The sequence below is a fragment of the Corynebacterium sp. LaCa_282 genome (assembly GCF_057198125.1).
The window spans coordinates 1,267,711-1,290,065 of the sequence record NZ_CP191095.1 but is presented as its reverse complement, the minus strand read 5'-3'; the positions used below and the strand labels follow the sequence as shown (position 1 = coordinate 1,290,065).

Genomic DNA, 22,355 nt, shown 5'->3' with positions numbered 1-22,355 from the left:
CTTTGAGCCATGGCCCTGCCGGATTTCAGGCAGGGCTTTGTCATGCCTAAGGCGTGAAACGAGCAGTTCAGCGCCCAAGGTAGGGTAGGGCCTATGAATTTAGACTTTGACTCCGCCTTTACTGAACGCACTCCGCGCATCGTCAACGCGGCGAAATTGCACCGGGCTGCTAGCCGTAAGAAGGCTAAGCAGTTCATCATCGAGGGCGAAAATGCCGTCGACGCCGCAGTATCCACGGGTGCGGCGACGGACGTATTCGTGACGGAGAAGGCTGCCGAGCGCTTTGCGGACATCGTTACGGCCTGTGGGTATATGGATGTCTACGTCCACCCCATTACGGACAAGGCCGCCAAGCACCTGGCCGATACCGCGACGACGACGGGAATTTTCGCTCTGTGCAGTTCCTCCGTCTTGTGGTCTGCGGGAAAGATCCTCAACGGGAAGCCGAAGTTGATTTCGGTACCGGTTCTTACCTCTGAGCCCGGAAACGCGGGGACGTTGATTCGGACTTCGGATGCGATGGGCGCCGATGGAGTGATCTTCGCGGGTGAGACCGTGGATCCCCTAGGTAGCAAGGTTGCTCGCGCTTCGGCCGGCTCCTTATTCCACGTCCCCGTCGCGCGCGATCCAAATATCAAGGACGTATTGGGGCAGCTGCGCAAGTCTGGCATGCAAATCGTCGCCACAGCCGCGGATGGGGAAGTAGAGCTTGCCGATGCCGACCTCTCCCAACCCACCGCCTGGCTCTTCGGCAATGAGGCCCACGGGCTGGGCGAGCTGCTTGAAGAGGCCGATATGCGGGTACGCATCCCGCTGCGGGGGCGCGCGGAGTCACTCAACCTTGCCACCGCGGCCAGCATCTGCTTGTACGAATCCGCGAAGGCGCAGGACCAGAACTAGGCCGCAATCGCGTTGCTCCGCGGTAGCGAATGAAAAGGGGGTCCCTGGGGCTGTCCGTGTCCTAGTGGCAGAGTAAGATTGCACGCGTTAGTTTTCGCGCGAGAAGAAGGTACGAAGTACGTGTCCGATACACCGCAGATCGAATTGACCGAACAGGCCCTGGGGGCCGCGGCCGATAAGGCTATCGCAGCCTTCGAAGCAGCAGAGACGCTAGAGGATCTCACCGCTGCCCGCCGCGAGCACTTAGGCGATAACGGGTATATCCCGCAAGCCCGCCAATCCCTCGGCCAAATACCTAAGGATCAACGCAAAGCCGCCGGTAAGGCCGTCAACATGGCCCGCGGCAAGATGGAAAAGCGTTTTGCGCAGGTCAAGGAGGAATTGGAGCAGCAGGCCCGCGAGGCCCAGCTCAAGGCCGAAACCGTCGACGTCACCATTCCTACGACCCGGGCGCAAACGGGTGCGCTGCACCCCATTACCTCCTTATCGGAGCGCATTGCCGATATTTTCGTTGGCATGGGGTGGGAAATCGCCGATGGCCCAGAGATTGAGGCCGAGTACTTTAATTTCGATGCCCTGAACTTCAAGCCGGATCACCCAGCGCGCACCCTGCAGGATACGTTCCACGTGGGCAAGGAAGGCTCCAAGCAGGTTCTGCGCACGCACACCTCGCCTGTGCAGGTGCGCACGATGCTCGAGCGCGATGTGCCGCTGTACATCGCCTGCCCAGGGCGCGTTTTCCGTACGGACGAGCTGGACGCCACCCACACCCCAGTCTTCCACCAGGTGGAGGGCCTTGCCGTGGATAAGGGCCTAACCATGGCTCACCTGCGCGGAACGCTCGAGCACCTAGCCAAGGTGCTTTTCGGCCCCGAAACCACGACGCGCATGCGCGTGAATTACTTCCCGTTCACGGAGCCTTCCGCCGAGGTAGATGTCTGGTTCCCCAATAAAAAGGGCGGCGCCGGCTGGATTGAATGGGGCGGTTGCGGAATGGTCAACCCCAACGTGCTGCGCGCGGTAGGCGTTGACCCGGAAGAATACACGGGCTTCGCGTTCGGCATGGGCCTTGAGCGCACCCTGCAATTCCGCAATGGACTGACCGATATGCGCGACATGGTTGAAGGCGATGTCCGCTTCACCCTGCCCTTTGGCGTACAGGCTTAAAACCCAGAAAGGATAGATACATCATGCTTATTTCCCAAGACTGGGTTACCCGTATCCTTCGTGCCTCCAATCCGAATTGGAGCGTGTCCGCTGCCGATATGGACTCCGGTTTCGTCCGCGTGGGGTTTGAAACCGAAGGATATGAGCCGATCCCTGAGACCACTGGCCCGTTGGTTATCGGCCAGGTCGTAGAAATCGAAGAGCTCACGCAGTTCAAAAAGCCCATCCGGTACTGCCAGGTCAACGTTGGCCAGGCAAATGGCACCGGTGAATTGCAGGGCATTATCTGCGGTGCGCGTAACTTCCGCTTGCACGATTACGTCGTAGTTTCCCTGCCCGGCGCAGAGCTGCCCGGTGGGTTCAAAATCGCGGCGCGCGAAACCTACGATCACATCTCCAATGGCATGATGTGCTCCGCTGCTGAGCTGGGCCTTGGCGCGCAGGCAAACGGCATCATCGTGCTGGGTGAGGAAGTCGCGGATATGGTAGGCGAAGATGCCCGTCCAGTCATCGGACTGTCCGATACCGACTTTGACGTCAACATCACCCCGGACCGCGGATACGCGCTATCTGCGCGTGGCTTAAGCCGCGAAATCGCCTCTTCCTTTGACTTGGAGTTTAAGGACGTCGCCGATGATCCAGCGGTGGCCGGGATCGATACCTCTGCGGTTCCAGAGGCAGAAGGCTCGCTTATCAACATCGATCTGCGCGAGGAGACCAAGGCGCAGCGATTTGGCGTGCGCAAGGTAAGCGGCATCGATCCGCAGGCGCGCACCCCATTTTGGATGGAGCGCGAACTCATGCTGTGCGGTCAGCGCAGCGTCAATGTGGCAACAGATGTGACCAACTACGTCATGTTGCTCTTGGGCGCCCCGATGCATGCCTTTGATGCCAATGAAGTCGCGGGCGACCTTACGGTGCGCAATGCACAAGAAGGCGAGAAGTTCGAAACCCTCGATCACGTCACTCGCGAACTCTCTGGTGAAGATGTGGTCATCTGTGATGACAACGGCATCCAATCCCTAGCCGGCGTTATGGGCGGCACGCACTCAGAGATTTCTGACCAGACCACCGATGTCTACTTCGAGTCCGCAATCTGGGATCCCATTACCGTCGCCCGTACCTCTCGCCGCCACAAGCTTTCCTCTGAGGCATCCCGCCGATTTGAGCGCGGCGTCGATCCAGCCATCGTTGAGGTGGCCCTTAATATTGCGTGCGCGCTATTGCACTCGATTGCGGGCGGAACGGTGGAAAAGGGACGTACCCTCGTCGGAGAGGTAGCCGAGCCCCAAGCCATTCGCTTGCGTGCGGAAAAGCCGAGTGAATACGCCGGCGTCGAATACTCCCGCGAGACCGTTATCTCTCGCCTTAAAGAGGTGGGCTGCACGGTCGAGGAAGGTTCGGATTCGGTTCTGCAGGTCACGCCCGCGACGTGGCGGACCGATATTTCCATGGATGTTGACCTCATCGAGGAGGTCCTGCGCCTGGAAGGCCTGGAAGATATCCCCACCGTTCTGCCCACCCCGGCAGGCGGTCGCGGTTTGACCCCAGCGCAAAAACGCCGCCGCGCCATCGGCCACGGTTTGGCTTATGCCGGCTATGCAGAGGTTTTGCCCACGCCGTTTATCGCAAACGACACCTTTGATGTGTGGGGCCTTGCGGCTGACGATGCCCGCCGCAATACCGTCGCCGTGCAGAATTCCTTGGAATCTGACAAAGCCATCTTGGCCACGACCTTGCTTCCCGCAACGCTTGAGGCCTTGGGCCGCAATGTTGCTCGCGGCCGCAAAGATCTGGCGCTCTATGGCTTGCAGCAGGTGGCCTTCAAGCGCGCAGAATCTTCGCCCATGCCGTCTGTTGCACAGCGTCCTGGTGATGAAGTGGTAGAAGAACTCCTGCGCACGCTTCCTGAACAGCCCTTGCACGTGGCAACCGTTGCAACCGGCAAGATGGAGCACGAGGGCCCGTGGGGCGAAGGCCGCGATTACACCTACGCGGACGCGATTGAATCCGCACGGCTGGTGGCCCGCGCCGCTGGCCTGGATATCGAGGTTGAAGCCGCGGACCACCTGCCATGGCACCCAGGCCGGTGCGCCGCCATCAAGGTGGCAGGAACAGATGACATCGTGGGCTATGCCGGTGAATTGCATCCGCAGGTGCTCGAAGCCCTCAACCTGCCACCGCGCACGTGTGCGATGGAGCTTGATATCACCGCGCTGCCGCTGACCGAGCGCTTCCCAGCGCCGGTATTGTCGGCATTCCCAGCCTTGCACCAGGACATCGCGCTGGTGGTGGATGAAGATATTCCAGCGGAAAAGGTGCGCGCAACGGTGGAAGAGGGCGCAGGAGACCTCATCGAGTCGGTCGACCTGTTTGATATCTTCCGCGGTGAGCAATTGGGTGAGGGCAAGAAGTCCTTGGCCTTCCAGCTGCAATTCCGCGCTGCGGACCGTACCTTGACCGATGAAGAGGTCAACGAGCACCGCACGACGGCAGCCGAATTGGCCAAGCAGCGCTTCGGTGCAGAAATGCGAGCATAGGACGGGCCAGAAGCCTAGCCTTTTGTATTAAATGGCGAAGAACCAGACTTTGGTGGCACATAAGCCACTCGGGTCTTGGGTCTTCGCCGTTCTGCTTTTTCATGCAGATTTTTAGTTATTTTCATGCCCTATGAGCTGCGAAAAGTAATCCAATTCACTGAATAACATACAGTGGAGCGTATTTCTTGCTATAGTTTCTCGTATGACGATTTCAGTAGCAGTGGCAGGGGCCACAGGGTACGCCGGCGGAGAGATACTGCGCCTGCTGCTATCCCACCCTGCCTATCACTCCGGTGACCTGCGCATTGGTGCCTTGACGGGAAATTCCCAAGTGGGCCAGCGCGTCGCAGAAATTATGCCGCATCTGCCGCAGCTGGCGGATCGCGTCATTGCTGACACCACGCCCGAGGAACTTGCGGGACATGACGTCGTCTTCTTGGGTTTGCCGCACGGGCACTCAGCGCGACTTGCGGAGCACTTGGGCGATGAGATCACCATCATCGATTGCGCCGCCGACTTTCGGCTCCGCGAGGAGAGCGATTGGGCAGCCTACTACGGCGGGAACTATGCGGGGCAGTGGCCGTACGGTATCCCGGAACTCCCAGACAATAGGTCGAACCTTAAAGGTACAAACCGGGTCGCCGTGCCTGGTTGTTTCCCCACGGCCATTACCTTGGGGGCGTTGCCTGCCATTGCCCGCGATCTCGTGGAGCCCGCCCTGTCTGTGATCGCTATTACCGGCGTCTCTGGAGCGGGAAAGAAGGCATCCGTCGCGCAATTGGGCGCGGAGACCATGGGAAATGTCAAGGCATATAAACCAGGTGGCACCCACCGGCATACCCCGGAAATCGTGCAGAACCTGCAACCATTTTCCCACGACGAGGTATCCGTGAGTTTCACCCCGGTGCTCGCACCCATGCCCCGAGGAATTCTGGCGACGATTACGGCGGAGCTGAAAGGAGGCATCGGCAAGCAGCAGGTGCGCACCGCATTCGAAGAATTTTATGCAGATGAGCCTTTCTGCGTCGTCCTGCCAGAAGGCCAGCAACCGGAAACCCAGAACGTGGTGGGTACGAACATGGTGCATATTCAAGCCCATGTCGATGAAAATTCCCACCGCCTCATCATCACCGCGGCGCTAGACAATTTATGCAAGGGCACTGCCGGTGCCGCCGTGCAATGCATGAACCTCGCGCTGGGATGGACAGAAACATTGGGATTGCTCCAAGCCGCAGTCGCCCCGTAGGGCTGCGCACTATATAGAGGAGAATTTTATGACTGCACCTGGAATAACCTGGCCCGCCGGATTCAGCGCCGGCGCGGTAACGGCCGGAATCAAGCCCTCTGGCAAGTCGGACTTGGCATTGATTATCAATGAAGGCCCGCGCTCGGATGCCGCGGCAGTGTTCACGCGCAATCGCGTGGTGGCGTCCCCCGTTAAGGTCTCCCGCGAGGCGGTAGCGGATGGCCAGCTGCGTGCCGTAGTCATCAACTCCGGCAATGCCAATGCGTGCAATGGCGCGCAAGGCGATGTCGATGCACGCGCGATGGTCGATGCCGTATCCCATGGCACGGAAATCGCCGTGAAAGATATTGCCATCTGTTCTACCGGGCTCATCGGCGAGCCGCTGCCTATAGACAATGCACTTGCGGGCATCGCGGACGTCGTCGATCACGTGGGCACGACCCCACAGCACGGCAATGACGCCGCCACTGCGATTATGACCACGGATACCGTTCCTAAGGAATCCGCTTGTGCTGGCGATGGTTGGTCCGTGGGCGCTATGGGCAAGGGCGTTGGCATGATGGCGCCGTCGCTAGCCACGATGTTGGTCTGCATTACTACCGATGCCGTCGCTGACGCAGCTATCCTGCAAAGCTCGCTGGAGAAGGCCTGCGCACAGACGTTTAATACGTTGGACGTGGACGGTTCGACCTCTACCAATGACACCGTGATTGTCATGGCTTCCGGGGCCTCCGGCGTCCAGCCCAGCGAAGAGGAGTTGGACCAGGCAATCCTAGAGGTCTGCGCGGATATTGCGGATCAGCTCCAAGCCGATGCTGAGGGAGTGACAAAGCGCGTAAAGATCACCGTCGAAGGCACGGGATCTGATGAGCAAGCGCTCAATGCCGCTCGCACCCTGGGCCGGGACAATTTATTCAAGTGCGCCATGTTTGGCTCCGATCCCAACTGGGGCAGGGTACTGGCCGCCGTCGGCATGGCGGATGCAGACATGGACCCAGACAATATTTCCGTCTATTTCAATGACCAGCCGGTATGCGAATACTCGACGGGCGCGCCCGGGGCCCGCGATGTGGACTTGAGCGGGGCGGATATTGATGTCCGCGTGGATCTCGGCACCGGCGGTGAGGGTACAGCGTTCGTCCGCACCACCGACTTGTCCTACTCCTACGTTGAGATTAACTCGGCGTATAGCTCCTAGGAGGAGAAATGTTTCCCGGATTGAATAATCAAGAACGCGCTACGGTGCTGGCTGAAGCCTTGCCGTGGCTGCAGCACTTCCGCGATAAAATCGTCGTCGTCAAGTATGGCGGCAACGCCATGGTGGATGAGGAACTCAAGGAAGCCTTTGCGGCGGATATGGTGTTTCTGCGCACCATTGGAGCAAAGCCCGTTGTCGTCCACGGCGGCGGCCCGCAGATCAATTCCATGCTGGATAAGCTCGGTATCGAAGGCGAGTTTAAGGGCGGTTTCCGCGTCACCTCGCCCGAAATCATGGACGTGGTGCGCATGGTCCTTTTTGGCCAAGTCGGCCGCGGTCTGGTGAACCTCATTAACTCGCACGGGCCCTACGCCGTGGGCACAAGTGGCGAAGACGCTGGGCTTTTCCGCGCTACCAAGCGGTTTGTGGAGGTAGAAGGAGAGGCAACCGATATCGGGATGGTGGGCGATATCGTGGAGGTCAACCCGGCAGCGGTCAATGACATCATCGAAGCCGGCCGCATCCCGGTGGTCTCAACTATCGCGCCAGGAGCCGATGGCGAGGTGTATAACATCAACGCCGATAGCGCCGCGGGTGCGCTAGCGAGCGCGTTGGGAGCAGAGCGCCTGGTCATCTTGACCAACGTGGAAGGCCTTTATACCGACTGGCCGAATAAAGATTCCTTAGTCTCCAAAATCGAAAGCGATGAGCTTACTGGGCTGCTTCCCGGCCTGAGCTCCGGCATGATTCCCAAAATGGAATCCTGCCTCAATGCTGTGCAGGGCGGGGTATCCGCTGCGCACGTCATTGATGGTCGAATAGGCCATTCCGTACTCCTTGAGCTTTTAACCCCGGGCGGCATTGGAACGATGGTCCTGCCCGATGACTACGAAAAGCACGATTATCCCGAAGGCACCGTGTTCAGGAAGGACGATATCGCATGAGCGCGCAAAAAACATTAACCGGACGGTGGTCAGAAACACTGGCCAATACTTATGGTCAGCCGCCACTCGGTCTAGTATCCGGGGAGGGGGCTACCCTAATCGATGAAGACGGTAAAACCTACATTGACCTGCTAGCAGGGATCGCCGTTATTTCCTTGGGCTATGGCAATGCGGAGGTAGCAGATGCCGTTGCCGAGCAAACCCGCACCCTGGTGCATACCTCCAATCTTTTTGCCACCCAACCCGTACTAGATGCCGGAGCAAAGCTCATTGAGCGGGTAGGCGATAACGATGCGCGAGTATTTTTTTGCAACTCCGGCTCAGAAGCAAACGAAGCAGCATTTAAGCTCGCGCGGCTGACCGGTAGGCGGCGCATCCTCGCTGCGCACCATGGTTTTCACGGGCGCACGATGGGTTCTTTGGCCTTGACCGGGCAGCCCGATAAGCAAAAGGCATTCCGCCCACTGCCTAGTGGCGTGGAATTTTACCCCTACGGTGATATCGACTACCTGCGCCAATTAGTGGAGCAAGACGCCGCGGATACCGCCGCCATCATCTTCGAGCCCATTCAGGGCGAGACCGGAGTCATTCCTGCTCCTGCCGGTTTTATGCGGGCCGTTTCTGAGTTATGCGATGAGCACGGCATTTTGCTCATCGTCGATGAGGTCCAAGCCGGGGCTGGGCGCACGGGGCAGTTCTTTGCCCACGAGTTTGAGGGAATTTCCCCCGATGTCATCACCATGGCCAAGGGGTTGGGTGCCGGACTGCCCATCGGCGCCACCATCACCCGTGGGCGCGCCAAGGACTTATTCCAGCCAGGTTCCCACGGGACCACCTTTGGCGGAAACCCCGTGGCGTGTGCGGCGGCCAATGTTGTACTCGATGCCCTGGATCAGGAGTTCTTGAATGAGGTCTCCGCCAAAGGCGAGTACTTGGCGCAGCAAGTCAAGGAGATTCCCGGGGTCAGCGAGGTGCGCGGGCGCGGTCTCATGCTCGGAGTTGTATTAAATGCACCGGTTGCTCGCGAGGCCGTCAAGCGCGGATTCGCGCAGGGAATTATTCTCAACGCCCCGAGCGAGAACGTCCTGCGCCTTACCCCGCCGCTGATCATATCGCAGCAGGAAATCGATGCTGCCCTGGAAAAATTACGCACCGTTGTGGAGGAATTAGTATGAACTTGCGCCATTTTTTAGCCGATGATGACCTGAGCCCAGAGGAACAAAAGGAAGTCCTCGATTTGGCGGTCCAGCTCAAGGCCGACCCGTTCGCGCGGCGCCCGTTGGAGGGGCCAAAGACGGTAGCCGTCCTTTTTGATAAGACATCTACACGCACCCGCTTTTCCTTTGAAACCGGAATTGCGCACATGGGCGGCAGCGCCATTACCGTTGATTCTTCTGGCACTCATATGAGTAAGGGCGAGTCCTATCAGGATACGGGTGCGGTCTTGTCCCGCTACGTGGAGGCCATTGTCTGGCGCACTTATGCCCACGACAACCTGGAGCAGATGGCGGAGACTTCGACGGCTCCGCTGGTCAATGCGCTTTCTGATGACCTGCATCCTTGCCAAATCCTGGCCGATCTCCTGACCTGCCGGGAAAACCTAGGTGACCTTACAGGCCGCAAGGCGGTCTATCTTGGGGACGGCAATAATAATATGGCCAATTCTTATATGATTGGCTTTGCTACCGCAGGCATGGATATTTCCATCGTGTCACCGGAAGGGTTCCAACCGCGTCCCGAATTTGTCGAGCGCGCACGGCAGCGCGGCAATGTGACGGTGACCGATGATGTGGAAGAAGTGTCCGGCGCTGATGTGGTAATAACGGATACCTGGGTATCTATGGGACAGGAAAACGATGGGCAGGACAGGCGCACCCCGTTCTTGCCGTATCAGGTCTCTAAAGACGTGATGGCAAAGGCAAAGAAGGACGCGATTTTCTTGCACTGCCTGCCGGCCTATCGTGGAAACGAGGTGACCGCAGAGGTTATCGATGGACCGCAGTCCCGGGTATTTGATGAAGCGGAAAACCGCCTGCATGCCCAAAAGGCATTGCTGGTGTGGTTGCTCGATATCAATAAGGAGAATAGCTAGCCATGAGTACCCCGAGCACTCGTACTGCCCGGCAGGCAAAGATTTTGGAAATCCTGGACCGCAACCGCGTCACGAGCCAGGTCCAATTATCGGAGCTCTTGTTGGCAGAAGGCATCGACATTACGCAGGCCACGCTCTCGCGAGATCTTGATGAGCTGGGAGCAAAAAAGGTCAAGCGAGATGGCGGGCGCTCGTACTATATGGTCGCCGGCGAGCTGGAGCAATTCGAAGACCAGGTGGGCGGTCCGCGCGAGAAGCTGCGGCGCATGTTGGATGAATTGGTGGTCTCCCACGATTCCTCGATGAATATTGCGATGCTGCGCACACCAGCGGGCGCGGCGCAATACCTCGCCAGCTTTATCGACCGAGTGGGTCTCCACGACGTGGTGGGGTGCATCGCTGGTGATGACACCATCTTTGTGCTGGCGCGCGAGGGAGTTACCGGCGCAGAATTGGCGGAGACGCTGACCTCGCAGAGGATTTAATAAATTGTGGCATTCTCACACCCGCTCGTATATTATTTAACTAACCGAATTGTTTTCAATTAATTAAGGAGTCTTAGCATGTCTGCACGCGTAGTCTTGGCCTATTCCGGTGGCCTCGATACCTCGGTAGCCATTCCATACCTGGCAAAGATGACCGGCGGCGATGTCGTTGCCGTTTCCCTCGACTTGGGTCAGGGCGGCGAGGATATGGAGTCCGTACGCCAGCGTGCGCTCGATTGCGGTGCGGTGGAATCCATCGTTATCGACGCCAAAGATGAGTTTGCGGAGCAATACTGCGTGCCCACCATTAAGGCGAATGGCATGTACATGAAGCAGTACCCGCTGGTATCTGCCATTTCCCGTCCGCTTATTACCAAGCATCTCGTAAAGGCCGCGCAGGAGCACGGCGGAACGCACGTTTCTCACGGTTGCACCGGTAAGGGCAATGACCAGGTGCGTTTTGAGGTGTCCTTCCGCGCCCAGGATCCATCGCTAGAGATCGTCGCCCCAGCGCGTGATTATGCATGGACCCGCGATAAGGCCATCGATTTTGCCGAAGAGATTAACCTGCCCATTGAGCAATCGGCGGCCTCGCCATTTTCCATCGACCAGAACCTGTGGGGCCGTGCGGTAGAAACCGGCTTCCTGGAGGATCTGTGGAACCCACCGACAAAGGATCTCTACGCATATACGGAAGACCCGGGCCTGGGCAATGCTCCGGATGAGATCATCATTTCCTTTGAGAAGGGTGTTCCGGTTGCCGTCGATGGCAAGAAGTTGACCCCGCTGCAGGTCATCGAAGAGGTCAACCGCCGTGCTGGTGCCCAGGGCATCGGCCGCTTGGACATGGTGGAGGACCGGTTGGTGGGCATTAAGTCCCGCGAGGTCTACGAAGCACCGGGTGCCATGGTGCTCATCCAGGCTCACGAGGCGCTGGAGGATGTCACCGTGGAGCGCGAGCTGGCACGCTACAAGCGCCTGACGGATGCGCGGTGGTCCGAGGAGGTCTACGACGGCCTGTGGCACTCGCCGCTCAAGCGCTCCCTGGATGCTTTCATCGAGGAATCCCAGGAGAACGTCACCGGCGATATCCGCCTGAGCCTGCACGCAGGTACCGCGACCGTGACCGGCCGCCGCTCCGGCCAGTCGCTGTACTCCTTCGATCTGGCTACCTACGACACCGGCGATACCTTCGACCAGACCGCGGCAAAGGGCTTTGTCCAGTTGCACGGCTTGTCCACCCAGATTTCCAACCAGCGTGACCGCGAGGGTGGTTTCCCCACCAGCGCAGAGAAATAGGCACCGATGGAACCACACAAGACTAACGAAGGCGCGCTCTGGGGCGGCCGCTTCTCCGGCGGCCCTTCCGAGGCGATGTTCGCCCTCTCGGTTTCCACTCACTTTGACTGGGTGCTTGCCCCGTACGACGTGCTCGCCTCGAAGGCGCACGCCAAGGTGCAGCACAAGGCAGGGCTGCTTTCCGATGCCGACCTCGACACCATGCTGACCGGGCTCACCGAGCTCGGGGAGAAGGTTGCTTCAGGCGAATTTGTCCCAGCACCCACCGATGAAGATGTGCACGGCGCCATGGAGCGTGGCCTCATCGACATCGTCGGGCCCGAAGTAGGCGGCCGCCTGCGCGCGGGACGTTCCCGCAACGATCAGGTCGCCACGCTCTTTCGCATGTGGGTGCGCGATGCCATCCGCGATACGGCCCTGCAGGTCTCCGAGCTTGTCGATGCCCTAGCGGATCAAGCCGCAGCGCACCCCAAGGCCATCATGCCGGGTAAAACTCACTCCCAGGCCGCGCAGCCCATCCTGCTTGCGCACGAGTTGCTGGGCCACGCCCAACCACTGCTGCGCGATATTCAGCGCCTGCAGGACTTGGATAAGCGGCTAGCCGTATCCCCGTATGGCTCGGGTGCACTCGCAGGTTCCTCCCTGCAGCTTGATCCAGAGGCCATCGCCGCGGAACTCGGATTCGATTCCGCTGCGGAGAACTCCTTGGATGGCACCGCGTCTCGCGATTTCGCTTCGGAGACGGCCTTTGTCTTGGCACAGATTGCCGTTGACATGTCCAGGCTGGCAGAAGAGATCATCTACTGGTGCACCCCGGAATACGGCTACGTCACCTTGGACGACGCATGGTCCACGGGCTCATCCATCATGCCGCAAAAGAAGAACCCGGATATCCCGGAACTTACCCGCGGCAAGACTGGGCGCCTGATTGGCAACCTCACTGGCTTGCTATCCACGCTGAAGGCACAGCCGCTGGCCTATAACCGCGACCTACAAGAGGACAAAGAACCGATCGTGGATTCGGTAGCACAGCTCAACTTGCTGCTGCCGTCGATGACCGGGCTCGTGTCCACTTTGTCCTTCAATGAGGACAGGATGCGCGAGTTGGCGCCACGCGGATTCACCCTGGCCACCGACCTAGCCGAGTGGATGGTGCGCCAAGGCGTGCCCTTCCGCGAAGCACACGAAGCTTCCGGCGCGTGCGTACGCATCGCCGAAGAGCGGGGAGTGGACCTGGTGGACCTCACTGATGAGGAACTCAAGGGCGTCGACAAGCGACTGACCCCAGAGGTGCGCAAGGTTCTGACCGTCGACGGTGCCGTTGCTTCCCGCAAAACAAAAGGCGGAACCGCCGGCGTCCGCGTTGCTGAACAGCGCGAAACCGTCCGCGAAAATGCCGCCGCGGCGCGCGAGTGGGCGCAGAAGCCGTTGCGCTAACTGGCGAAATCCCCCTTCTTACCGCATGGTCTATGGCCATGCGGTTCTTTTATATTTCCAACGGGGGTAGGAGATCGACTCATTCCCAAGGTACTAACCGTGTTGTTGAACAAATTGGGGGTAGTGGTGACATGGGTTACATAGTGTTGTGTTAATGTCTTTTCGAGGAATGAGACCTAGTACACGCATTCCTGCCAATGAAAGGACGATCTCTAAATGACTGAAAATTCTCCGCCGTCTAGTACTGGGCCGCACGAGAATGAGAAGGCGGTTTTCGCATCGGAAGATCATGGCCTTCAAAAGGGGATGGGCAATCGCCAGCTACAGATGATTGCCATCGGTTCCGCGATTGGTACCGGTCTTCTTTTGGGTACTGGTAGCCGCCTGCAAACCGCCGGCCCCTTCCTAGCGGTGCTTTACCTCATCTGTGGTTTCTTCGGCTACATAATCCTGCGATCCCTTGGCGAGCTCATCGTCTACCGCCCAAGCTCCGGCTCTTTCGTCTCCTATGCTCGAGAGTTCTACGGCGAGAAGGCTGCGTTTGTTACCGGCTGGCTGTACTGGGGAAACTGGGCCATGACTCTGGTCGCGGATGGTACTGCGGTGGCCATCTACATCAAGTGGTTTAGCCAGTACACAACATGGCTTGACTCGGTACCGCAGTGGACGCTTGCCCTCGTCGTCATCTGCAGCATCTTGGTATTCAACATGCTTTCGGTGAAGATCTTCGGTGAGCTGGAATACTGGTTCTCACTGATTAAGATCGTCGCTCTGATTATCTTTATGCTCGTGGCCATCGGTGTTCTAATCTTTGGTCATCCGAGTGGAGACCCGACTGGCTTCAGCCTGATTTCTAGTACCGGTGGCTGGTTGCCTAATGGCTTGCTACCTGCCGTGATTGTCATCCAGGGTGTTGTCTTTGCTTATGCAGGTATCGAGCTGGTGGGTACCACCTCCGGTGAAACCAAGGACGTAGAAAAGCACATCCCGCGCGCGGTAAACAACGTCCTCCTGCGTATTTTGGTCTTCTACTTTGGCTCTGTTCTGCTGTTGACCCTAGTGCTGCCGTACACCAACTACGTGGCAGAAGTGTCGCCCTTTGTGACCTTCTTTGAGTCCCTTGGCGTTGGCGTGGCCGCTCCAATCTTCCAGCTGGTGGTTATTACAGCCGCTATTTCCTCGCTTAATGCTGGCCTGTATTCCACCGGCCGCATTATGTACAACATGTCTACCTCTGGCTCGGGCCCGAAGTTCGGTGCCCGTATGTCCAAGTCGGGCGTGCCCTATGGCGGCATCGTGATGGCAGCCCTGGTGGGCTTGGCAGGTGTCTTCCTCAACTATGTCGTGCCTGAGATGGCATTCGAAATCGTCCTCAACCTGGCTGCGTTGGGCACTCTAGCCTCGTGGGCTGCGGTTGCTCTATCTCACCTGAGGTTTATCCAACTATCCAAGAGTGGGCGTTATACTCGTCCTGGGTACCGCTCACCATTTGGTCAAGGCGGAGACTGGGCGGTACTGATCTTCATTGGCCTGGTAATTATCCTGATGGCCTTTGATTATCCGATCGGAACCTATGCGCTTGCATCGACCGTGCTGCTCATTCCGGTCTTTGTGGCAATGTGGTTTGCATGGCGCGAGCGTATCCGCACTATTGCGGAGGAGAGGAAGGCAAAGCACCTGCCAACCTCGAGCTTCCCTGCCGCACCACAAACAGACCTTCACTCCAAGAACTAAGAAAGGAATTCTTATGAACCACGCTGTTAAGTTTGTAGACGTCGAAAATATGGCGCGCTGGATTCAGCGCGAAGGCGTAGAGAACATCATTACTGGAATGGTGGATTACCTCGAGGCTGACTACCGCGAATGGGAGCGCTTTGACAAGATTCCGCGCGTTGCCTCCCACACCCCGTTCGGCGTCATCGAGCTGATGCCTACCTCTAACGGTAAGGAGTACTCCTTCAAGTACGTTAATGGTCACCCGTCCAACCCTGCTCGCGGTTACCAGACCGTTACCGCATTTGGTGTTATCGCTGACGTCGACAATGGTTACCCGACCTTCGAAGCAGAGATGACCCTCCTTACCGCGCTGCGCACCGCCGCCACCTCCGCCATGGTGGGCAAGCACCTTGCGCGCAAGGATTCCAAGCGCATGGCGATGATTGGTGCTGGCTCGCAGTCCGAGTTCCAGGCACTGGGCTTCCGTGGCGTCATGGGCATCGAAGACATCACCATCTACGATATCGACCCTGAAGCAGTGGAAAAGTTCAAGCGTAACTTGGAGCCACTTGGCTTTAATATCACCGCCTGCTCTAGCGTCGACGAGGCAGTACTGGGCGCAGAGATCATTACCACCTGCACCGCCGACAAGGCTCAGAACCAGATTCTTGCTGATCGCCACGTTGCCCCAGGCGTACACCTCAACGCAGTCGGCGGTGACTGCCCAGGCAAGACCGAGCTCGAGAGCTCCATCCTGGACAAGTCCAAGGTCTTCGTGGAATTCCCTGAGCAGACCCGCATCGAGGGCGAAATCCAGCAGAAGCCGGAAGACTTCCCGGTCGTGGAGTTCTACCAGGTGCTCACCGGTCAGGCCACCGGCCGCGACGATGATGAGCAGATCACGCTTTTCGATGATGTCGGATTCGCCATCAATGACTTCTCCGCGCTGCGTTACCTGCGCGATTCCGTCAAGGGCACCGACTTGGAGTCCGAGATTGACATCATTGCCAACCCGGACGATCCTAAGGATCTGTTCTCCTTGGTTGCTAACGTTCCGTCCCTGCTTTAAGGCACGGGTGGGGCAGAGGGATCCAACTTCTCCCTCTGCCTCGCTAAGGTGAGAACCACTATCCCTAGAAGTTGTAAGAGGTCCTTGTCTTCCTGCAAGGCAAGGACCCTTTGTCATATTCGGATGTTTTGCACTAGTTAGTGATCCGGCATCCCGTGGAATGTTGCGGGCTGGCTCTTTATGCCACCTGCAACGTTGTGCAGCATAATGCCACGCTGTTCGGCTTCCTCAGCGAAGGCCGAGATGAAGCTGGCCGATCGCTTGCCGGAGGCGCAGTACACCCAGGCGTCGCTAAGCCCCGCGCCCTGCAGGGAATCGAGCAAGCAGCGCGCTGCCTCTGGATCTTCCTGCCACACGGTGGTCGGTAAGTGGTAATGCTTCGCGGTGGCGTCAAAAAAGAAATCATCAATGGCGGCCTCCCCGGCTTCGCGTACATCGATGGCCACGGCGCCGGCGCGCAGATCGTCGAACATCGCCGCGGTATCTTCGGCCCCCGGTAAGGCACAGGCAGCGCCACCGTAGTTGTGCTGCAGCTGTGTGGTTAGCTCACGTGCCGGGTCGTGGGGCACGCGGAAGTGAGTGATGGAGGAAGTCAGGGCATCGTAGATGCTCAACAGACCTACCCGGTCGCGGTTCATGCCGGTGGCGAACTGGATTAGCTCGGTCGACATCAGGCCCGCGACCACGCTTGTGGTCACGCCCAGCACGCCGGCGGTGGCGCAATCCGGCACGGAATCGGGATCGGGTTGCAGGGGATAGAGGTCCCGCATGCCCACGCCCGATTCGGCACCGGGTCCAGACCACCACACTGCGCAGTCGCCGCGAAATCGCAGCACCGAGCCCCATACCAGCGGGGTACCCGTGATCTCCGCAGCATCAGCGGCTAGGAATTTGGTGGCAAACGTATCGGAACCATCCACCAGGATGTCCACTCCACGGAGATAATCCACGGCGTTGTCGGCGGTAAGGCGGTCGCGAATCGCATGCACCACGATGCCGGGCTGCAGCTGTTCGAGCTTTTCGGCGGCGACGTCCACCTTGGATCTACCCACATCCTGGGTGCCGAATAGGATCTGGCGGTGGATATTGGTCAGATCCACCGTGTCGTCGTCGATAACAGAAATCTCGCGCACACCGGCGGCAGCCAGTTGCTGCATCAGGGGGCATCCCAATCCGCCAGCGCCGATGACAAATACGTGGGTGCCGTGCAGCGCTTCCTGCTGGGCGATGCCAAAACCGGGCAACAGGGTCTGGCGGGCCACTCTATGCAGCTCTTCGCGGGGCAGTTGGCTCATTACAGGACCTTATCTTCCCAGCTCGCCAACCCTTCAAACGATGACGAGGCCACGGCATGCTGCCTTTTCGGAATGCGCCCAGCTTGGCGGGCCAACCGGCCGCCTTCCACGGCGTATTTCATTGCAGTCGCCATCGCCAGGGGATCCTGGCAGCGGTTGATGGCACTGGCTAAAAGCACGCCATCGCAGCCCAGCTCCATGGCCAGTGCAGCATCGGAGGCCGTGCCCACACCGGCATCCAGCAGCACGGGAACCTGGGTGCGCGAACAGATCAGCTCAATATTGTGCGGGTTCAGGATACCCAGACCCGTACCAATCGGCGAGCCCAAAGGCATCACCGCATCCACGCCCACGTCTTCTAGCCGCTTGGCGATGACCGGATCGTCGCTCGTGTATGCCAGCACCACGAATCCTTCAGCAACCAGCATCTCGCAAGCATCCACGAGCTCCACCACGTCCGGTAGAAGCGTGCGATCATCCGCGATCACCTCTACCTTCACCCAATTGGTGCCCAGCGCCTCGCGGGCTAACTTGGCGGTGGTCACGGCATCGCGGGCGGTGCGGCACCCCGCAGTGTTGGGTAGCACGTCAATGTTTAATCGTTGTAAGAGCTCGAAGATGGACTCGCCACCGGGACTATTAGCGCTGTGCCGACGCATGGCGACGGTGGTGAGCTCCGTACCGCTGGCAACCAGGGATTGCTCCAGCATGTCCTGGCTGCTGGCCCCGCCGGTTCCCATTACTAGATGCGAATCGAATTGTTTATTTGCAATAGTAAGCATCGGAGATTCCTAACCGCCCTGTACGGCGATGAGGATATCGAGCTCATCGCCGTTGGCGACTTCATAAGACCAGTTGCTGGCTGGAACGACATCGCCATTGACGGCTACGGCCACGCCTTTCGGCACGGCATCGCCAGTTTCTGCTTCTACAATGGTGCCCACGGTGATCGGCCCATCGCTGTTGCGGGGTTCTCCATTAACCGTGTATTCCATGGTGCTTATTCCTTTCTTTTGTGGCTATCGGGCGTGGCGTAGCGGATCGCAGGCCGAAATGTCTATCCCCGGGGACGTGCCCAATCCCAACTGGGCACCCACCTTAGCCCCCAGGGCGGACAGGAGGATTCCGTGGCGGAAGTACCCGGTGGAGATCACTAGCCCGTCGCGTACTTTGCCCAGGTAGGGCAAATCATCGGGGGTGCCTGGCCGGGCTCCAACGATCGCTTCGATGAACTCGCAATCCTCCAGTCCCGGAACCACGCGGATGGCATCGCGAAGGAGCGTGTGCACACCGTCCACAGACGGGCCCTTGCGGTTGTCTTCGCGGCTGGTAGCACCGATAGCGATGGTGCCGTCGGTGCGGGGAATAACATACACCGGCCGATCCTCCACGAATGCGCGCACCACCCGGGTGATTGGCGCTAGCTCCTCTGGTACCCGCAGCCGCAGCATGTCACCCAACACCGGCCGTAGCGCTAGGGGATTGGTACCCTCGAACCAGCCATCCACGTCCTTGGCGCCTAGCCCGTTGCAGAGGTAGATCATGTTGGCAGTGACCATGGGGGCATCGGCAAGCTGCACATTTTGGCCGTCGATGCGCGTTGCTGCCGTGGACAGAAAGCGAACCCCGGCGTGCTGCAGATATTCCAGCAGGCACGCGCTGAACATGCGCGGGTTGATTTGATGGTCGCCCGGGATTTCCACCGCGGCCGCCAGTTGGGGGCTGAGCCCAGGCTCTAGCTTTCGTGCTTGCCGAAGTGGCAGCGCGTGGGCATCCATGCCGTGTTTCTGCTGTAGCGCCAGCAGCTCGCGGATGTGCACGCCATCGGCGCGGTCGGCGCCCACCACCAGGGTGGATTCACGGCGATGCCCGGTCGGTGCGGTGGTTTTCGCACTCAACCTGGCCAGAAGATCAGGGAACATCTCGCCCGAAGCAACCATCAGCGGGTACAACGGCTCTTGCCGGTATTGCACCTCCGCCACCGGAGCCAGCATGCCGCCGGCCACGAAAGTGGCACCGCTAATGGGGTGGGGATCGATCACCACGATTTCCGGTGGGTCGACACCCGCATCCACCAGCTCGAATGCGGTGGTAAGCCCGATGATTCCCGCGCCAATGATCGCGTGCTCGGCATTATGCATGTGAACCTGTGGCTGCATTCGCGCGGTCGAAAGCTCGGACAACTGTGGTCGCTAGCGCAGCCGGATCGTGGGAATCCATGAAGGCGCGCACAATGGCGACACCAGCCACACCGGTTTCGGCCAGTGCTTCGGCGTCAGGGGCCTGCACGTCTCCAATCGCCACCACCGGAACGGCCGAAGCCGCGACGAGCGGGGGATAGCCTTCCAACCCGAGCGGGGCTCGACCAGAGGATTTCGTGGGCGTGGGGCGGAACGGCCCGGCACCGATGTAGTCGATCACATCGGCGTACTCGTTGGCACCCTGCACGAGCTCGAGGGTGCCGGTGGTCAACCCGATGATCGCATCCTCGCCAAGGATTCGTCGTGCCAGGCGCGGATCCAGGTCGTCCTGGCCGATGTGTACGCCGTGGATATTGTGGTTACCCATCAGCGCGGCGGCCACGTCGACTCGGTCATCGATAAGCACCCGCGTTGCTGGATTGGCCTCTTCGACCGCCGCCGCCACGTCGATAGCAAGCGCGGTCAGATCGAGCACGCTAATGGGTTTGCTGCGAACTTGAATCACGCCCGCGCCACCGGCTGCTGCCGCTGCGGCAACCTGCACGACCTTCTCCTGCGGTACACCCGTCACGTGGTAACACCGCAGATCCAGTTGCTTAGCGCGCACTGTGTCCCGCTGCTTCCTTTTCCAGATCCTCGGCTACTTCTTTGGCCTCGCTGCGGTTCAGATACAGCTTGGAGCCCGCACGACGGAACTCCTCGGCCATTTCTTCTTCGCCTTCAGCATTAGAGAAGTGCTCTTCGTCCACGCTCTGGCGGCCGAAGCCAGGCAAGCCGAGGTCCTTGACTAGCGATTGCTCTCGGTCAGTGGCCAGCGCCTCGTCGATCTTCTCGCCGAATGCGTCGCGGATATCCTGGCTGATGCGCATGGAGCAGAACTTCGGTCCGCACATCGAGCAGAAATGGGCGGTCTTCGCCGGCTCCGCGGGCAGGGTTTCGTCGTGGTAGGACTGGGCGGTATCCGGGTCCAGGGACAGGGCGAACTGGTCGTGCCAACGGAATTCGAAGCGAGCCTTGCTCATCGCATCGTCCCACTCGTGGGCGCCAGGGTGGCCCTTGGCGACGTCCGCCGCGTGCGCGGAGACCTTGTAGGTGATCACACCAGTCTTCACGTCGTCCTTATTCGGTAGGCCGAGGTGCTCCTTCGGGGTGACGTAGCACAGCATCGCGGTACCACCCATCGCGATATTGGCCGCACCGATGGCGGAAGTGATGTGGTCATAGCCGGGAGCAATATCGGTAACCAGCGGTCCCAGGGTGTAAAACGGCGCGCCGCCGCACCATTCCTGCTCCTTGTCGTTGTTGACCTGCACCATGTTGAGCGGCACGTGGCCTGGGCCTTCGACCATGACTTGAACGTCGTACTCCCAGGCACGGTGGGTCAGCTCACCGATGGTCTTTAGCTCGGCGAACTGGGCTGCGTCGTTGGCATCGGCGATGGAGCCGGGGCGCAGGCCATCGCCAAGCGAGAACGCGACGTCGTACTTGGCGAAGATCTCGCACAGCTCGTCAAAGTTCTCGTACAGGAAGGATTCCTTGTGGTGGGCTAGGCACCAGCCGGCCATGATGGAACCGCCGCGCGAAACGATGCCGGTCACGCGCTTGGTGGTTAGCGGCACGAAGGGCAGGCGCACGCCGGCGTGGATCGTCATGTAGTCCACGCCCTGCTCGCATTGCTCGATTACGGTATCGCGGAAGATTTCCCAGGTCAGGTCCTCGGCCACGCCGTCGACCTTCTCAAGGGCCTGGTAGATCGGCACGGTACCGATCGGCACCGGAGAGTTGCGCATGATCCACTCGCGGGTGGTGTGAATGTCGTTGCCCGTGGATAGATCCATCACGGTATCTGCGCCCCAGCGGGTAGCCCAGCGCAGCTTGTCCACCTCTTCGCGGATGGAGGAGGTCACTGCGGAGTTGCCGATATTGGCGTTGATCTTCGTGTTGAAGGCATTGCCGATGATCATCGGCTCTGACTCCGGGTGGTTGATGTTATTCGGGATGATTGCCTTACCGGAGGCAACCTGCTCGCGCACCTTTTCTACGTCGCAGTGCTCGCGCAGTGCGACGTATTCCATCTCCGGGGTGATAATACCCTGGCGGGCGTAGTGCATCTGGGTTACGCGCTTGCCTTCCTTGGCTCGCAGCGTCTCGCGGCTTATACCCTTCCACTCGTCGCTGGCCTCGCCACGCTTGAGGGCGCGGTTACCGTCGTCCAACAGGTTGCGGCGCCGGCCCTCGTAGGCCTCCACATCGCCGCGAGCTTCGATCCACTCGCTGCGCAGAGCCTCTAGCCCCTCTGTCGGCTCGGCCCACGGGCCACGTGTGCGGTAGAGCTTCTGCGGCGCGTTCGGGCCGGTAGGGGAATCGTCCAGCTGCACCTCGGTCTCCGGCACCTGTAGGGTGAAGGTCTTGCCGAAGGATTCCACCTGCTTTTCGATGGGGGCGAAGCTGTGCTTCGGGTGGATTTCCGCACCGTACTCGTCGTTCGGGATGGTAGTACGGGTGTGCTGGGCAGACGTATCCGTCATAGTTGACTCTCCTCATTCTTCCTTCGCTGGTTCTAACCAGGCAGGTTCTAGCGGTACTCACGCGGGCATACAGCGCGATCTCAGCTCGATACCTCGAGCGCCCGTGTTCGGTTGCGCCTTCCACTGTAACGCACACCACGCGAGGGTGAAGTTATGGGTTAGGCGATTGACCGAGGGGACATCGGCAAGCAACATCAGGGAGTCACTAAATAGCTTGTCTGGGGTACGGGTTAGACTA

General features: G+C 59.4%; 19 protein-coding genes. 13 read left to right on the top strand and 6 right to left on the bottom strand.

Features of this window, described 5'->3' with window-relative positions; genetic code table 11:
* Positions 1-93 precede the first annotated feature (93 nt).
* The 13 genes from ACP8KU_RS06030 (at position 94) to ACP8KU_RS05970 (ending at position 16,093) form a co-directional block, all read left to right on the top strand.
* Entirely contained in the window at positions 94-900 is an 807-nt protein-coding gene (locus ACP8KU_RS06030) for a TrmH family RNA methyltransferase (protein ID WP_484483445.1), read from the top strand.
* 120 nt (positions 901-1,020) lie between these two features.
* Positions 1,021-2,067 (top strand): phenylalanine--tRNA ligase subunit alpha, encoded by a 1,047-nt coding sequence (gene pheS, locus ACP8KU_RS06025; RefSeq protein WP_023031140.1) that lies wholly within the window; start codon positions 1,021-1,023, stop codon positions 2,065-2,067.
* A 23-nt stretch (positions 2,068-2,090) separates the two neighbouring features.
* The gene (gene pheT, locus ACP8KU_RS06020; protein WP_484483444.1) at positions 2,091-4,607 is read left to right on the top strand and encodes a phenylalanine--tRNA ligase subunit beta; all 2,517 of its coding nucleotides are present in this window, start codon (positions 2,091-2,093) and stop codon (positions 4,605-4,607) included.
* A gap of 202 nt (positions 4,608-4,809) precedes the next feature.
* Positions 4,810-5,853 (top strand): N-acetyl-gamma-glutamyl-phosphate reductase, encoded by a 1,044-nt coding sequence (gene argC / locus ACP8KU_RS06015; RefSeq protein WP_284624856.1) that lies wholly within the window; start codon positions 4,810-4,812, stop codon positions 5,851-5,853.
* Positions 5,854-5,881: 28 nt separating this feature from the next.
* Positions 5,882-7,051, top strand: coding sequence for a bifunctional glutamate N-acetyltransferase/amino-acid acetyltransferase ArgJ (argJ, locus tag ACP8KU_RS06010; protein ID WP_484483443.1), 1,170 nt, complete (start codon positions 5,882-5,884; stop codon positions 7,049-7,051).
* Between the two features lie 8 nt (positions 7,052-7,059).
* Positions 7,060-7,995, top strand: a complete 936-nt coding sequence (argB, locus tag ACP8KU_RS06005) for an acetylglutamate kinase (RefSeq protein ID WP_005282711.1) — start codon at positions 7,060-7,062, stop codon at positions 7,993-7,995.
* On the top strand, positions 7,992-9,170 hold the full coding sequence (locus ACP8KU_RS06000) for an acetylornithine transaminase (RefSeq protein ID WP_278723755.1): 1,179 nt from the start codon (positions 7,992-7,994) through the stop codon (positions 9,168-9,170). The genes argB and ACP8KU_RS06000 overlap by 4 nt, the downstream gene beginning before the upstream one ends.
* Entirely contained in the window at positions 9,167-10,087 is a 921-nt protein-coding gene (gene argF, locus ACP8KU_RS05995) for an ornithine carbamoyltransferase (protein ID WP_005280336.1), read from the top strand. The genes ACP8KU_RS06000 and argF overlap by 4 nt, the downstream gene beginning before the upstream one ends.
* Before the next feature lie 2 nt (positions 10,088-10,089).
* Positions 10,090-10,572 carry an arginine repressor gene (locus tag ACP8KU_RS05990; RefSeq protein WP_005282729.1) on the top strand — a complete coding sequence of 161 codons (483 nt, stop codon included), beginning with the start codon at positions 10,090-10,092 and terminating at the stop codon, positions 10,570-10,572.
* Between the two features lie 78 nt (positions 10,573-10,650).
* Positions 10,651-11,871, top strand: a complete 1,221-nt coding sequence (locus ACP8KU_RS05985; RefSeq protein ID WP_023017895.1) for an argininosuccinate synthase — start codon at positions 10,651-10,653, stop codon at positions 11,869-11,871.
* Positions 11,872-11,877: 6 nt separating this feature from the next.
* On the top strand, positions 11,878-13,308 hold the full coding sequence (argH, locus tag ACP8KU_RS05980) for an argininosuccinate lyase (RefSeq protein ID WP_484483442.1): 1,431 nt from the start codon (positions 11,878-11,880) through the stop codon (positions 13,306-13,308).
* Between the two features lie 216 nt (positions 13,309-13,524).
* Positions 13,525-15,042 (top strand): amino acid permease, encoded by a 1,518-nt coding sequence (locus ACP8KU_RS05975; RefSeq protein WP_023017897.1) that lies wholly within the window; start codon positions 13,525-13,527, stop codon positions 15,040-15,042.
* A 13-nt stretch (positions 15,043-15,055) separates the two neighbouring features.
* Positions 15,056-16,093, top strand: coding sequence for an ornithine cyclodeaminase (locus ACP8KU_RS05970; RefSeq protein WP_484483441.1), 1,038 nt, complete (start codon positions 15,056-15,058; stop codon positions 16,091-16,093).
* A 137-nt stretch (positions 16,094-16,230) separates the two neighbouring features.
* Here ACP8KU_RS05970 and ACP8KU_RS05965 read toward each other — a convergent pair whose 3' ends face one another.
* Genes ACP8KU_RS05965 through thiC form a run of 6 tightly spaced genes read right to left on the bottom strand, consistent with a single transcriptional unit; the run spans position 16,231 to position 22,117 of the window.
* The gene (locus tag ACP8KU_RS05965) at positions 16,231-17,388 is read right to left on the bottom strand and encodes a ThiF family adenylyltransferase (protein ID WP_023028764.1); all 1,158 of its coding nucleotides are present in this window, start codon (positions 17,386-17,388) and stop codon (positions 16,231-16,233) included.
* Positions 17,388-18,170 carry a thiazole synthase gene (locus ACP8KU_RS05960; protein ID WP_023028765.1) on the bottom strand — a complete coding sequence of 261 codons (783 nt, stop codon included), beginning with the start codon at positions 18,168-18,170 and terminating at the stop codon, positions 17,388-17,390. The genes ACP8KU_RS05965 and ACP8KU_RS05960 overlap by 1 nt, the downstream gene beginning before the upstream one ends.
* 9 nt (positions 18,171-18,179) lie before the next feature.
* On the bottom strand, positions 18,180-18,383 hold the full coding sequence (thiS, locus tag ACP8KU_RS05955) for a sulfur carrier protein ThiS (RefSeq protein WP_005280344.1): 204 nt from the start codon (positions 18,381-18,383) through the stop codon (positions 18,180-18,182).
* 24 nt (positions 18,384-18,407) lie between these two features.
* Positions 18,408-19,529 (bottom strand): glycine oxidase ThiO, encoded by a 1,122-nt coding sequence (thiO, locus tag ACP8KU_RS05950; protein ID WP_284623903.1) that lies wholly within the window; start codon positions 19,527-19,529, stop codon positions 18,408-18,410.
* Entirely contained in the window at positions 19,522-20,196 is a 675-nt protein-coding gene (locus tag ACP8KU_RS05945) for a thiamine phosphate synthase (RefSeq protein WP_484483440.1), read from the bottom strand. Before ACP8KU_RS05945 ends, thiO begins: the two co-directional genes overlap by 8 nt.
* Entirely contained in the window at positions 20,186-22,117 is a 1,932-nt protein-coding gene (gene thiC, locus ACP8KU_RS05940) for a phosphomethylpyrimidine synthase ThiC (protein ID WP_023028767.1), read from the bottom strand. The genes ACP8KU_RS05945 and thiC overlap by 11 nt, the downstream gene beginning before the upstream one ends.
* Positions 22,118-22,355 lie beyond the last annotated feature (238 nt).